The 14582-nt window shown below is 59.4% G+C and carries 13 protein-coding genes; 11 read left to right on the forward strand and 2 right to left on the reverse strand.

The annotated features are described in order from the left end of the window. Positions 1–332: 332 nt before the first annotated feature. The 3 genes from dksA to moaA all read left to right on the forward strand — a co-directional run bounded on the left by dksA (position 333) and on the right by moaA (position 3319). On the forward strand, positions 333–695 hold the full coding sequence (dksA, locus tag CVU60_17370; GenBank protein PKN40087.1) for an RNA polymerase-binding protein DksA: 363 nt from the start codon (positions 333–335) through the stop codon (positions 693–695). A gap of 39 nt (positions 696–734) precedes the next feature. Further along, positions 735–2264: a DUF814 domain-containing protein gene (locus CVU60_17375; protein ID PKN40088.1), complete on the forward strand. Its 1530-nt coding sequence runs from the start codon at positions 735–737 to the stop codon at positions 2262–2264. A 62-nt stretch (positions 2265–2326) separates the two neighbouring features. Beyond that, a complete protein-coding gene (gene moaA, locus CVU60_17380) occupies positions 2327–3319 on the forward strand; it encodes a GTP 3',8-cyclase MoaA (protein PKN40089.1) in 993 nt (330 codons plus the stop codon). 28 nt (positions 3320–3347) lie between these two features. On the opposite strand, the gene CVU60_17385 is transcribed toward moaA, so the two are convergent. Continuing rightward, positions 3348–3731 carry a hypothetical protein gene (locus CVU60_17385; protein PKN40090.1) on the reverse strand — a complete coding sequence of 128 codons (384 nt, stop codon included), beginning with the start codon at positions 3729–3731 and terminating at the stop codon, positions 3348–3350. Between the two features lie 156 nt (positions 3732–3887). On the opposite strand from CVU60_17385, the gene CVU60_17390 reads away from it, so the two are divergent. Beyond that, entirely contained in the window at positions 3888–4922 is a 1035-nt protein-coding gene (locus CVU60_17390; protein ID PKN40091.1) for a PhoH family protein, read from the forward strand. Continuing rightward, on the forward strand, positions 4922–5365 hold the full coding sequence (gene ybeY / locus CVU60_17395) for an rRNA maturation RNase YbeY (GenBank protein PKN40092.1): 444 nt from the start codon (positions 4922–4924) through the stop codon (positions 5363–5365). Before CVU60_17390 ends, ybeY begins: the two co-directional genes overlap by 1 nt. On the opposite strand, the gene CVU60_17400 is transcribed toward ybeY, so the two are convergent. Continuing rightward, positions 5340–7007, reverse strand: a complete 1668-nt coding sequence (locus CVU60_17400; GenBank protein PKN40093.1) for a hypothetical protein — start codon at positions 7005–7007, stop codon at positions 5340–5342. The two genes, ybeY and CVU60_17400, sit on opposite strands and share 26 nt — an antisense overlap. 75 nt (positions 7008–7082) lie before the next feature. Here CVU60_17400 and CVU60_17405 point away from each other — a divergent pair, with 75 nt between their 5' ends. From CVU60_17405 to CVU60_17430, 6 genes are all read left to right on the forward strand, one after another. Next, the gene (locus tag CVU60_17405; GenBank protein PKN40094.1) at positions 7083–7703 is read left to right on the forward strand and encodes a hypothetical protein; all 621 of its coding nucleotides are present in this window, start codon (positions 7083–7085) and stop codon (positions 7701–7703) included. Between the two features lie 173 nt (positions 7704–7876). Next, positions 7877–8773, forward strand: a complete 897-nt coding sequence (argF, locus tag CVU60_17410) for an ornithine carbamoyltransferase (protein PKN40095.1) — start codon at positions 7877–7879, stop codon at positions 8771–8773. Positions 8774–8808: 35 nt separating this feature from the next. Then, on the forward strand, positions 8809–10020 hold the full coding sequence (locus CVU60_17415; protein ID PKN40096.1) for an argininosuccinate synthase: 1212 nt from the start codon (positions 8809–8811) through the stop codon (positions 10018–10020). A gap of 3 nt (positions 10021–10023) precedes the next feature. Then, positions 10024–11424, forward strand: coding sequence for an argininosuccinate lyase (gene argH / locus CVU60_17420; protein PKN40097.1), 1401 nt, complete (start codon positions 10024–10026; stop codon positions 11422–11424). 1011 nt (positions 11425–12435) lie between these two features. Further along, a complete protein-coding gene (locus CVU60_17425; protein ID PKN40098.1) occupies positions 12436–12903 on the forward strand; it encodes a cytochrome C in 468 nt (155 codons plus the stop codon). A 9-nt stretch (positions 12904–12912) separates the two neighbouring features. Beyond that, positions 12913–14577, forward strand: a complete 1665-nt coding sequence (locus CVU60_17430) for a hypothetical protein (GenBank protein ID PKN40099.1) — start codon at positions 12913–12915, stop codon at positions 14575–14577. Positions 14578–14582 lie beyond the last annotated feature (5 nt).

Genomic DNA, 14582 nt, shown 5'->3' on the forward strand with positions numbered 1-14582 from the left:
CTTCGCGGGCCTCGTAATGCTTCCCGGCCTTGGGGTTTGGGCTTTCTGCTGTGCTTTGTGCGGCGAACGGCCGGGAAGCAAACGATGCCTGGCTCAGTCAGACAGCCGACAGCCCTCGCCCGAACCCCGAAGGCCTGCTTGAGGTGGTGCGGAGAGGGTGCTCAAAATGTCAGGGGTGCAGGGGGGGAGTTTTCTGTTCGCCGGAGGCATCTTTCCGGAGATGATTTGAGGCGGAGCGGAGAGGGCGCCGTAGCGTTCAGGGGCTTTACTTTTTGCTTTTCAATGAATAGAAACACTCTCCCTAAGTTAACAGGAGTGCAGGAGGAATAATCATGGAAGCCAAAGACCTTGAGTTCTTCAAAGAATATTTGACTCAGATGATTGACGATATCCAGCGGCAGGGTGAGGCGACCATCGAAGAAATGTCGGACAACGTGGAATATTATTCCGATCCTGCCGACAGAGCTTCAGCTGAGTCCGACAGGACTTTCACTCTGCGCTTGCGTGACCGGGACCGCAAGCTGATCAAGAAAATCAACGAGGCCCTGGACCGCATCGAAGACGGCACTTTCGGAGTCTGCGAAGACTGCGACGAGGAAATCGGGATTCCGCGTTTAAAGGCCCGTCCGATGACCACCCTGTGCATTGAGTGCAAGAGCCGCAGGGAAGAGGAAGAGCGTTTGCGTGGAGACTAGCGTAGCGTAAGGCTCAATGTTCATTGAAGCGCGTGCCGTTTGCGGGACGCGTTTTTTTTTTGGGGTGAATTCATGGACGCCAGTGTTTTCTGTTTTGTGGCCGAAGAATTGGCTGAGCGCATCGTCGGCATGCGCGTGGAGAAGGTTTTTACTCCTCTTCCCGATACCTGGACCCTGGATCTTGGCCGGGCCGGATATCTTGTGCTGTGCACGGCAAAACCCACGCCGTTTCTCTATCTCAGCCGCCACAAACCAGATAATCCCCAGAATCCTTCAGGCCGCGCCATGTGGCTGCGCAAAAGGCTTAAAGGGCGTCGCGTCCTGGGGCTCGTTTCGGACTGGCCTCTGCGACGACTGGCTCTTGAATTGTCGCCGGGTGAAGGCAAGTGGCTCATCCTTGATCTCGCGGCGGCTCCGTTGCTGACGGAATCGTTGCCGCCCGGATTCGGGAGCGAGCCGGTCTGGCCGGAACTGGAGCGAATCAGGAGCGAGGAGGGGCTGTGGCGAGAGCTTCCTCATCTGACTCCGCCTCTGCGCCATCACCTGCGATCGGTTTCTCCGGCCGAGGCCGAGGCTTTGCTTCAGAGCCTGGGGACCCGCACCGTGTCCACTTTTTATCACGGGCTCGATCATCAGGGCCGGCCCCAGGTGCGGCTCTGGCCCCTGCGGGACGGAGGCGCTTGTTCCAGCGCTCTGGAGGCTGCGCAGAATGCCCACGGCCAGACGCTGGCCGGACTCGAGCGGGTCCACGCCGGTGCAGACAGCGCCGTGGCCCGCAACATTCGCCGCATCCGGCGCGCCCTTGAGCGGGTTCAGGGTGATCACAAGCGCTTGCAGGGCATGGTCGAAAAGCGTCGCGACGGGCTTCTGCTGCAGGCGCATCTGCATGGCCTGGACAGGAACGTCCGGCTGGCAGTGCTCCTTCTTGAGGACGAGCATGGCGAGGACGTGGAGGTTCGTCTTGATCCTGGCTTGACGGTGCGTGAAAACATGGAGCGTTTTTTTGGGCGCGCCGCCAAGGGCGAACGTGGGCTGGGCATCGTCGCAGCCCGCGCCCTGGCCCTGCAGCGGGAGCTGGATGCGGTTCGTCAGGGCATGCCGCCGACCGAAGCCGAGTCCGTGCGCGGCGCAAAAGCTCCCGCGCCCATTGTGCTTCCCGCCAAGTTTCGCAAGATCAAGGTCCAGGCTTATCGTTCCTCGGACGGATTCCTCATTGTGCGCGGCCGCAGCGCCCAGGCCAATCATCAGTTGCTGACCCAGGCCGCCAGTCCCTTCGACTACTGGCTGCATGCCCAGGACGGCCCTGGCGCCCATGTCATCGTCAAGCGCGACTTTCCGGCCCAGGAAGTGCCCGAGCGGACCGTGCAGGAGGCGGCGGCCCTGGCGGCCCTGGCCAGTCATCTGAAAATGGCGGATCGTGGCGAGGTGCTCCTGTGCCTGGTCAGGGATGTGCGGCCCATAAAAGGCGCGGCCTTGGGAATGGTCGGGGTGGACAAGGTTCTGCGCACGGTTCGCCCTGCCATCGATCCCGCCCTGGAGGAAAGCCTTCGCCTTGAAGGGCAACGCTGACTTTACATAATGCCCTGCCGGACATACTACTGGCGGCCACAACTTTTGCGCGAGGTACACCCATGTTGATCGATTCCCACGGAAGAAAAGTCAGTTATCTGAGGTTGAGCATCACCGACCGCTGCAATCTGCGATGTCTGTATTGCAGGCCCCAGGATGAATGGACGTTCATCCCGCACGAACAGATTCTGTCTTTCGAGGAAATGGCCGAGCTGGTGGACGTGGCCCGGCAGGCCGGGGTGGAGAAGGTCCGACTGACCGGAGGAGAGCCCTTCGCCCGCAAGGACTTCATTCCTTTCATGGGGCGTCTGCATGCCAAGTATCCCGATCTGGACCTGCGCATCACCACCAATGGAACCCTGCTTGCGGGTCGCGTCGACGAACTGCGGGAGGCCGGTATATCCTGTCTGAATATTTCTCTTGATACCCTGCAGCGCAAAAAATTCGAGGAAATAACCAAGATCGACGGTTATGATCAGGTCCGGGCGGGCATCGACGCCTGTCTGAAGGGTGGTCTGCGGGTCAAGGTCAATGTTGTGGCCCTGAAGGGGGTCAACGATGACGAGTTGCCCGGGTTCGTGGATTTCGCCCGTGAAAACGGGGTGGACGTGCGCTTTATCGAGTTCATGCCCATCGGTTACCAGTCGCGCTGGAGCCGTGAGAATTACTGGCCCGCCGAGGAGATCATCGCCGAGGTGGAGAAGCTGGTGCCACTTCAGGAGGTGCTCGAAGCGTCCCGCAACAGCGGCCCGGCAAAGATGTACGGGATCTCCGGCGGGTCCGGGCGAATCGGGGTGATTTCGGCCGTCAGCAATCATTTCTGCGAGAGCTGCAACCGCTTCAGGGTCACTTCTGACGGCAAGCTGCGCACCTGCCTTTTTTCAGACCGGGAATATGACGTGCGTTCCATCCTGCGCGATCCGGAGCATACCATGCAGGACATGCTCGACCTGTTTGCCCGTGCCAACGCGGAAAAGCCCCTGGGCTATCGTCTGCTGCAGGATCGCGAGCACAATCAGGTCTGCGACAGGACCATGACGGCCATCGGCGGCTAGCAGGCTACTGAAATTTTCCAATAATCGGCTAGGATTTTTTCTTGTGCACCAGATCGTCCACGGCTTCGGGCGTGGACGGTATGGAAAGGGTGGGTTTTCCCTCTTCCAGGATGCGGTCGATATCCAGGGTCTCGATGACGATGTCGGATCCGAAGGCGTCTTCTTGCAGGGCGAGGTATGCGGTCTTGGAAAAGGCCCGGGACTTGGCCCACCAGGAACTGCCCTTTTGTTCCCAGAAGCGCTGCCCGGATCGGTAGGCATACATGCCCGAACAGGCCAGGAATGCGAGATTGGTCTTGATTGCGGTCACGAAAGCTTTCCTCACCATGCTTTTTGCTTCTTGAAAAGCAAGTTGCGTTTCCTGCCTGACGGCCGGCAGCTGGCTGGTTTCTTCTCTACTCTTTGTGCTCATATTTTCTTGGCCGCAGGCGGGCCTGAATTGATGCTCTGTGTTGCTGGTAATCCTTGATGATCAAAGGTCAGCTTCTACGGGAGTCCGCAGAGATTTGCAAATGGAGCCGGAGGCGGGTACGGATTTTTGAACAATTCACCCAGAGCATGGAAACATATGGAAATTCAGGAAATATCCTTTGAAAACGCGGACTTTGCCCGTGAAGTCTTTGGCCCCGGGAATGCCTATCTGGACACCGTGGCCACAATGACGGGCGTGCGCGTGGAGAGTCGTGGCAATTCGCTTTCGATATTTGGCGAAGATCCTCTCATGGTCGGCCTGGTCTGCCGGTATTTCGCCCAGATTTACGACCTGGTGCGCGGCGGACACCAACTTTTCGAGCGCGACATCGAGCAGAGCCTGCGCATCATGCTGCGCGATCCGTCCACTCCGCTCAAGAGCTATTATCAGGAAGCGCTTTTCGCGGTTTCATCACGCAAGACGGTCTGCCCCAAGACAGTGACCCAGCGCGAGTACCTGCACGCCCTGCGTGAACTGGACCTGACCCTGGGCATCGGCCCGGCCGGCACGGGCAAGACCTATCTGGCCGTGGCCGTGGGCGTATCCCTGTTTCTGCAAAAAAAAGTCAAACGTCTGATCCTGACCCGCCCGGCGGTGGAGGCGGGTGAAAAGCTCGGCTTCCTGCCCGGTGATCTGGTGGAGAAGATAAACCCGTATCTGCGTCCGCTTTACGACGCGCTGCACGACATGCTCGATTACGCCAAGGTGCAGGAGATGATCGGCACCGGAGCCATCGAGATCGCGCCCCTGGCCTTTATGCGCGGACGCACCTTGAACAACGCCTTCGTCATTCTCGACGAGGCCCAGAACACTTCCCCCGAGCAGATGAAGATGTTTCTGACCCGCCTGGGCTACGGATCGCGGGCCGTCGTCACCGGCGACATCACCCAGATCGACCTGCCAGGGCATGTCGGGTCGGGTCTGGTGCAGGCCATGGAAGTGCTGAAGGATGTGCAGGGCATCGCCATGATCCATTTCACGGAGGCGGACGTCATCCGCCATCCGCTGGTGGGGCGCATTGTCCGCGCCTATGACCAGCACCGACAGAGCACGCAGGCGCGTGAAGGCGATGCTTCCGGTCAGGCCGTGCGCGGCAGGGGACGCCGGGTCGCGCCGGTGCGGGAGGGCTGATGCTGCATCTGGACCAGGCCGCGCCGGTTGATCCCCGTTTTCCTCTGTCGGGGCCGGAGCTCATGGAGATTTTCGAGGGGCTGGCCGCAATTTTCGGTCTCGACGAGTGGCAGCTCTCCTTGCGCATTGTCGATGACCGGGAAATGGCCGAATTGAACGGCCGCTTCATGGGTTGCCTGGGCCCGACCAACGTACTCAGTTTTCCCGGCGGCGAGGATGACTGGCTGGGGGATCTGGTGCTGTCCGCCGAGACCCTGGTCCGGGAATCCTGGCTCTACAACCAGGACACCCACGAATACACCGTGCGCCTGCTGGCTCACGGCCTGCTGCACCTCATGGGGCACGATCACGGTCCGGAAATGGACGCGCTGACGGAACTGGCCGTGGCCTCGGTGCGCCTGAATGAGGATGAATCCTTCAGGCGCCTTTTCCCTTCAGTCTGAGCACATCCCGCAACAATCTCGGGCTTATGCGCGTGAAGCGGTCGAAATCCGAGACGATCTCAAGCCCTGGTACAATGGCGCGAAAGACCGGCAGACGCAGTTCACGCTTGGTCAGGTCGGCATAGATCGGCGAGTAGCCACGGCTTTCCAGGAGCGCTTCGAGCAGGGCCAGGTCGCCGGGCGCCGAGCCTGCCGAATGTTCCGGCAGATCTTCGAGCATGCGTACGGGCAGGTTTTCCGGGCCGTGCGCCGATGCCACCTTGCCGGGAAAGGGGAACGGGGTCTCGGTCAGCGCCGAGAGCGCCGCCCGGCTGCCCGACAGGGACGCCCCCGTGGCCTTGACCAGTTCTCCGCCCTGCATCTGCACGAAGCATTTATAACAGGGCACACCCAGGTCCGTGGTCAGATCCTGAAAAACCGGATCGATACCCTGCTCACGGTACCGTTCCTGCAATTGGCTTATCCCGTCATCCCTGCTCCGCATCCGGAAACAGCGCGCGGGATCGAATACGCTGACCGCCTCGGCATCGCGCTCCACGACCTCAAGCAGTCCGCTGACCTTGGCCTCTTCCGGGGTGTTCCCCGAGGCCAGACCCGTGGAGCCCAGCCCGCTGAACAGGCGGATCTCATCCAGATTGGTGAACAGGTACACGGACTGGACCGGGACGAACCGGGCCTGTCCGTTTTTGTCGTGGGCGGTCATCCAGTGCAGGGTCTGGCCCGCATAGGGCGCTTCAAGGCGCATCGCGTTCGGGTCCAGCGCCCTGTCGCCAAGTTCGCTGTAGGTGCCCACGCGAATTTCGCCTCCATCCCTGCTGCCCGAAACGTGTTGATCCCGGATGTCGGCGAAGGAGCTGTAGCGTTCCACGATCTCCATGGCCAGGGAGGCTTGCGCGTCTTCCAGGCAAAGCCCGCGGCCGTAGCTGGTCATGAGTCCGTCCAGGCGATGGTTGAAGCTGCCGCTGCGCGTCGTGCGATCCAATTTCCAGCGGCGCAGAAGTCCCCAGGGGGACAGGGATGCATGGTGGCGCATCTCCGGTCCGTCCAGAACGCCCAGTCCGTAGAGCCGCTCCATGGCCAGATCATATGTCTGCCGGGCCGGCCGTCTGGGGCATGGGGGCAGGGGCTCAAGGGCTGCCTTGATCACGGCCGGGTTGGCTGCGTCCGAGTCCGGGGCTGCAGTGAGCGGAAGGGCGCCCACGTCGCCGGGCAGGGGCCTGTGCTCGAAGATGTTCGCGGCCAGCAGGCGGCTTGCACGTGCATGGATGTCATGGCCGGCCAGGGACACGCTGCGCAGGAATATCTGGGGAGTCAGGCCCGCCGTGGCCTGGGCTTCCGTCTTCAGCAGTTCCCACAGGTCCGACAGTGCCGGAGTCAGGAGCGCGGCTTCGAGAACGAGGCTCTTGACGACAGGATCGGCATCCGTGTGCAGAGCGCGCAGGCTGTGCGGATCAAGGGCCGCCAAAAGGGGACGGGCGTGGGCGCGCATGAACTCGTCGTTGGGCGTGCGGCGGACATGCTCCAGACATTGCTCGAGAGTCAGGGGCTCGACAGGTGCAGGGCTGAAGTAGGCAACGCCGAGCAGGCTCTCCTGATGGGTCAGGCGATAGCGCAAAAGGGCGGATTCGCCGGGGGCAGTCACGGTGTTCTCCTGTAGCGGTTGATGTGGAGCTTGGTATCTATCTTGCTTGAAAACCCCTGCCAAGGAGATGCTGCCATGAAATTTTGCATGCTGTTCGTGCTGCTTTGCTGCGGATGCGCGTATTCACCGGTCGATGTGAGTTTGAGCGAGATCCGCTACCATGACGATGCCCCGGTCGTATTGAGCGAACTGGTCGAGGCGGTGACGCCTCAGTCCCTGCCCGAAACGGGCCTGCGGGCCTTGATTCTGCCCTTTGCCCTGCGTCAGGACATTGCCGTGCGCAAGGACGTGGGCAGGGAGATGGCCGACATCTTCCGGCTCGCGTGGCTTGGTCGCGGGGTCTTCGAGGTCATGGAATATGATCCGTCACGACCGTGGCCGGGCCTTGCCGAGGCCATGGCGCAGGCCAGGGCCAGGGGCGCCAATATTTTGGTCAGCGGCAACGTGTCCCAGTATTTCGAGGGCTCGCGCACCGGCAGGACTTCCATCGGCGCGACTGTGGAGATTCACTGGGTGCCGGATGGCGGGCTGATCTGGTCCGCGGCTCAGGCCGCCACCATGGAGAGCACGCCGGACAAGGATTTTGCCCTGTTCCGGAGTTCACGGCGCTTGCCCGAGGATCCGACTTACGCGGTCATGCGGACCCTGTCCCAGAGCATGGCCGCGGGGTTCGCGCGCCACGCCGCGCAGGAATAGTCCCCCGTCATTCTCGCCCGTAAAGAAAGCCAGTGTTCTGACACTGGCTTTCTTCTTGTATTTTGAGTTGTTACAGTGCTCTTTACAAACCGGGGAGAAGGTCTGTAGGAATCATCTTTTTTGCGAACATGGCGTAACACATAAACCGGCTCACCGGATGATCGGGTGATATCATGAAGCATTTTTTATCGATTAATAGTCTGATGGCCACCGAGGCCATGGGTCTGGTGCTGCGGGCCAAGGAAATGAAGGACGCGGATTACCGTTCCGACCTGCTTGCCGGAAAGACTCTGGCCATGATTTTCGAGAAGGCCTCCACGCGCACGCGCGTGTCTTTCGAGGTCGGCATCCGTCATCTGGGCGGCGACACGATCTTCATGACCCCTGCCGATTCCCAGCTGGGACGCAGCGAGCCGCTGAAAGACACGGCTCGCGTCTTGTCGCGTTACGTGCAGGGCATGGTCGTGCGCACCTTCGCCCAGAAAAACGTCGAGGATCTGGCCCGCTACGGAAGCATCCCGGTGGTCAACGCTTTGACGGACATGTTTCACCCCTGTCAGATCATGAGCGACATGCTGACCATCTATGAGCGCACCACGAATCTTAAAGACCTGGTCATCTCCTGGATCGGGGATGGCAACAACATGGCCAATTCATGGATCAACGCCAGCGTATATTTCGGGTTTCAGCTCAATATCGCCTGCCCCGACGGCTACACCCCGAATACGGCGGTGCTGGAGCGGGCGCTGAAAATGGGCGCCAAGGTCTTTGTGACCGATGATCCGAAGACGGCCATCGCCGGCTCCCATTTCGTCAACACCGACGTGTGGGCCTCCATGGGGCAGGAAGCGGAGCAGAAAAAGCGCGAAAAGGCCTTTGCCGGATACCAGGTCGACGAAGAACTGCTCGCCCTGGCCGACCCGAATGCCAAGGTGCTGCATTGCCTGCCCGCCCATCGCGGCGAGGAGATCAGCGAATCGGTGTTCGAAGGACCTCAGTCCATCGTTTTTGATCAGGCCGAAAACCGTCTGCACATGCAGAAGGCCATTCTGGAGTGGATTTACAGCTAATGCGGCATTGCCGCCTCGCATAACGGAGCACTTTCATGAGCAAGATAGAAAAAGTCGTGTTGGCGTATTCAGGTGGCCTCGACACCTCGGCCATCCTGAAATGGATCAAGAAAACCTACGAATGCGAAGTCATCACCATGACCGCGGACCTGGGTCAGGCCGAGGAACTGGACGGACTGGAGGACAAGGCTCTTTCCACCGGCGCGACCAAGGCCTATGTCGTGGATCTGCAGGAAGAGTTCGTCTCCGATTATGTTTTCCCCATGTTTAGGGCCAACGCGGTCTATGAGGGGGGCTACCTGCTCGGAACTTCCATCGCCCGTCCGCTCATCGCCAAGCGCATGGTCGAGATCGCCCTGGCCGAAGGCGCCCAGGCCGTTGCCCACGGCGCCACTGGAAAGGGCAATGACCAGGTCCGCTTTGAGCTCTCCACCCTGGCTTTGGCCCCGCAGCTCAAAACCATAGCCCCCTGGCGTGAATGGGACCTCAACTCCCGCACCGACCTGCTCGCCTTTTGCGAAGAGAACGGCATTTCCGTGCCTGTGACCCGGGAAAAACCCTATTCCTGCGATCGTAACCTGCTGCACCTGAGCTTCGAGGGCGGAGAATTGGAAGACCCATGGTCCGAACCCGGTCCCGGCACCTATCAGCTGAGCGTCAATCCCGAGGACGCACCGAATACCCCGGAGGTCATCACCCTGGACTTCGAGCAGGGCAACCCCGTGGCCCTGAACGGACAGGCCCTGAGCCCCGCGAAGATGCTTGCGGCCCTTAACGAATTTGGTGGACGGCACGGTATCGGACGTCTGGACATGGTCGAGAACCGCTTTGTGGGCATGAAGTCCCGCGGCGTCTACGAGACTCCGGGCGGAGCCATCCTGCAGCGCGCCCATCGTGACCTTGAAGGGGTATGCATGGATCGCGAACTCCTGCATCTGCGGGACACGCTCATCCCCCGCTACGCCGAGATGGTCTACAACGGCTACTGGTTCGCTCCCGAGCGCGAAGCGTTGCAGGCTTTCATGGACAAGGCCCAGGAGACCGTGACCGGCACTGTGCGCCTGAAGCTCTACAAGGGCGGGGTCTATCCTCTGGGCCGCAAGTCTCCGTATTCTCTTTACAATCCGGAGCTGGCCACCTTTGAAAAGGATGAAGTGTACAACCAGGCCGACGCGGCCGGATTCATCAAGTTGCACGGCCTTCGCCTGCAGGCCCGTCAGCCGTTTCTGAACAAGATCAAGGGCTAGGCCATGACTTCGACCCAGAAGGAAAAAAAATTGTGGGGCGGCCGCTTTTCCGGCGACACCGCCCCCCTGGTCGAGCGCTACACCTGCTCCGTGGGCTTTGATTCTCGCCTGCATGCCCAGGATATCGACGGCTCCATGGCGCATGCCTCCATGCTGGCCAGGCAGGGCATCATCAGCCAGTCCGAATGCGATGCCATCCACCAGGGCCTGGAACAGATCCGGGCCGAGATCGCGGACGGGACTTTTGTCTGGCGGCAGGATCTCGAAGATGTGCACATGAACATCGAGCAGCGCCTGACCCAGATCGTCGGCACTCCGGGCCAAAAACTGCACACGGGGCGTTCGCGCAACGATCAGGTGGCTCTGGACTTCAGGCTTTTTGTCGCTGCGTGTCTTGACGAGTGGGCCGCGAACCTGCGCGGGCTGATCGGGATGCTCGCGCAGCGGGCCGAAGAGCATCAGGATGTGCTCCTGCCGGGCTGCACCCATTTTCAGCCGGCCCAGCCCGTCAGCCTGGCTCAGCATCTGCTGGCCTATGCCCAGATGTTTCGCCGCGACCACGACCGCGTTCGCGACGCGCTGGTCCGCACCAGGGTTTCTCCCCTTGGCGCCGCCGCCCTGGCCGGAACGACCCATCCCCTCGATCCGGGCCAGGTCGCATCGACCCTGGGCCTTGACGGGACGTTTGCGAACAGCATGGACGCCGTCTCGGACCGCGACTTCGTGCTCGAAGCCACGTTCTGCGGCAGCCTGATCATGATGCACCTCTCGCGCCTGTGCGAGGAGATCATCATCTGGGCCAACCCGCAGTTCGGCTTTGTGCGACTGCCGGACGCCTATTCCACGGGTTCGTCCATCATGCCCCAGAAGAAAAACCCGGACGTGGCCGAACTCATGCGCGGCAAGACCGGCCGGGTCTACGGCGACCTCATGGCTCTTTTGACCCTTATGAAAGGTCTGCCCATGGCCTATAACCGGGACATGCAGGAAGACAAGGAGCCCTTTCTGGATACGCACGACACGGTCGCGCCGTCTCTTGCCATCATGGCCGGCATGCTTTCGGAACTCGGTTTCAACCGCGAACGCATGCAGCGGGCTTTAAAGGCCGGATTTCTGAACGCCACCGAACTTGCCGATTATCTGGCGGCCAAGGGCGTGCCTTTCCGGCAGGCGCACCATATCACGGGAGCGGCCGTGGCCTTTGCGGAAGAACAGGGCGTGGGGCTCGAAGATCTGGACATTGCCCAGCTGCAGCGCTTTTCCGCCGATATCGCCGAAGATGTCTTTGCGGTCCTTGATTACTCGAATGCGGTGGCCAGACGGCATGTCCCCGGCGGAACCGGTCCGGATTCCGTCAAACACCAGATCGAGGACTTTTCGTCCTGGCTGGATTCTGCGTCCTGAAAAGACCTCGGTTGTGCTTGAACTATAGACGCCGTCATTTTTGCCGGTATTTTTCAAAATGAAGCCCCCCGTCGCGCTTGCGGCGGGGGGCTTCATTTTGAATGGCTGCACTGAAAAAAACGCGGATGGTCCGTAAGTGTCTTTCTCCGCCCACGTGTGCACAGCATGGGTGGCCGGGCTTGAAGCCTTCAGGGAAAACCTTTTTTCCAGACAGTTAAAAATATCCCCCCCCCTCTTCAAGCTGATGACGGCTTTTACAGTGACATTTTGAAGAGCCATAAGCGCGGATTGACGCATGATTTTTCGGATACTGTAAATTTCCGGGCCGACCGCCTTGCCCAGTCGATATCATCAGCAGGCGCATACGTGTTGGTAATTAGCTTGCGCCCTTAAAATCAGTGAAAATTACTAGTGATTAGCTTCAAGAAATACATATTCAACCCAGTTACGAGTTACCCATGCTCTCAATTAAATAACTAGGTACGTACTTGGTGTTTTTATGGAGGTGACGTCATGAGGCTGATTATCTCGCTGGGTGAAAATTTCAGGTGGTTGGGGCCGCTGACTGGCAGAACTTGTAACGACATCCTGTTGGATCATCGGGAGGTGATTCGAGCCTTTCGCGGTAAAATCATGCCCTATGGCATGTTTGCGGAAGTGATGGGAACGATTGCACTGAGTGACCTGAACGTGGAATCCGGCAAGTCGGGGCAATTTGTTTCTTCAAGGCGTGGTTCTCTTGGTTTGTCATACATGTATGTACGTGTGATGCGGCTGAACGTACTTGTTTTACGAAATTGTATCTCACTGGTAAAACAGTTGTTTTTCTTTTTCGGGGAGGGTTGTCACCGATCCTTGAGGATATGTGAGTGTGTTTGTGAAATCATGGGCAAGCTGTTGACGCTATTTTGTTTTCCATGTAACGTTTTAGTAATACAAAGAAAAAAGCGGCATGATGTGCAGCTTTGCGGGGCTGGAGTTGCGGTGAATGTATCCGTTCAAGGAGGGGGAATGGAAGGACGAGTCGTGCTCAATGTGTGGCGTGCCTTTTTGCTGATGTGCATGTTATGCCCGTTTTCCGTACTGGCGGAAAATTCGTATGTAGGCACTGCCGCATGCAGGGACTGTCATGAAGAACAGTATGACAATTTTACCAAGTACGCCAAGAAGTCTCATTCGGACAAATCTGTTAAGATCATGGCTTCAGACCTGTCCGAAGCCGAACTGGCAACCTGCTACGGGTGTCATGCCACGGGATATGGCAAGCCCGGAGGATTCGTCAGTTACGAAAAAACGCCTCATCTTGCTGATGCAGGATGCGAAGTCTGCCATGGTCCCGGTTATGACCATGTCGAAAGCGGGGGCGATACGGAACTCATCAAAGGCAAACTGACCATGGAAGACTGCGTGGACTGCCACAACGAGGATCGGGTCAAGTCGTTCAACTTCAAGCCGCTGCTCTACGGCGGGGCGCACTAGGGGGTCGTGATGGACATTTTTCGAAGATCTCTTGGTGCCAAAATGCTGGGCATCACGGCCTTGGTGTTGCTGGTGTTTTTTGGGATTCTCTTCTGGACGACCTTTTTCATGCAGCGCTCAAGCACTCTGCACGAGGTTGAGATAACCGCCAAGCGCACCGCTGAAATGCTCGCGCTGGCCATCCGCGAGCCCATGGCTCTCGGCGACAACGTCGGGACGACTCAGAAATTCGATGAAGTAGGCGAGCGTTACGGCGATATCGACATTCATCTGACCAACTTCAAGGGCAATGTCACCTACTCCACTTCGGAGAACTATCTGCGCGGCGAAATTTCCGACGCAGTGAACGCTCCGGAGATGGCCAGCATGGTAGAAGAGCGTCTGAAAACCGACGGAATGAGCCATGTCATCACGGAAATCAATGGCGTGCCCTCCTATGTGGAAGTGAAGACCATCCCGAATGAACCTGCCTGCCATCATTGCCATGGCGGAAATCAGCCTGTGCTCGGAGTGCTGGTCATGCGTCAGGACATCTCCAGACAGATGGGCACGCTCATGGACGGCCAGATAAAGGCCGGGTCGATAATGGCCGCAGGCATGTTCGTGCTGCTGGGCTGTCTGGCGTTTTTCATGCGGCTGGCGATCTTCAAGCCTGTCCAGGCAGTGGCGCAGGCCACTGAAATGATAAGCAAGGGAGATTTGACGGTTCGGGTGGAGACCAAAAGCCGGGATCAGATCGGGCAGTTGGCGCAGAGCGTGAACACAATGACTGAGAACATGGGCGCCATGATGCGCGAGATCATCTCCGGAGTCGGCACGTTGGCCGACGCCTCCGGGCAACTGACGGCGGTATCCGAAACCGTGGCCGAAGTGGCCAGGGACAATCAGGGCCGTTCCAACAGCGTGGCTGCCGCCGCCGAGGAGATGAGCCAGAACATGCGTTCAGTGGCAGCTGCCACCGAACAGGCTACGGTCAACATATCCACTGTTGCAGCCGCATCCGAGGAAATGAGCGCCACCATCGAAGAGATCTCCAGGAGCACCGGCCGGGCCAGGGATATAACCGCCCAGGCCGTGAGCACGGCGCAGGCCACCTCGATTGATGTGGATCGCCTTGGAGCTGTGGCCAGCGAAATCAACTCCGTGACGCAAACGATCACGGCCATCTCCTCCCAGACGAACCTGCTGGCGCTCAACGCCACCATCGAAGCCGCCAGGGCTGGCGAGGCCGGGCGGGGATTTGCGGTCGTGGCCAATGAGATCAAGGAACTGGCCAATCAGACGGCGACAGCTACGGATGAAATCCGCAGCAAGATCAGCGGAATCCAGGGCGCCACGGATCAGACCATCGGGCGGATCGGCGAAATCACCCGGGTCATCACGGACATCGACTCCATCGTGGCCACCATCGCGGCCGCCGTGGAGGAGCAGTCCACGACCACCCGCGACATAGCGCAGAATATCGGTCAGGCCTCGCAGGGTCTTGACGAGGTCAATCACAACGTGACCCAGACTTCCGGAGTTGCCGGGGAGATTACCGTCCAGATCGCTGAGGTCAGCAACTCGGCATCGAACATGAGCCGCAATGGCGAAACGGTTCGGGAGCACGCAGAGGAGTTGCGCGCCCTCTCGGAACAGCTTAAAGGGCTCGTGCAGATGTTTCGCATCAGCTAGACTTT

This window comes from Deltaproteobacteria bacterium HGW-Deltaproteobacteria-18 (assembly GCA_002841885.1).
GTDB lineage: Bacteria > Desulfobacterota > Desulfovibrionia > Desulfovibrionales > Desulfomicrobiaceae > Desulfomicrobium.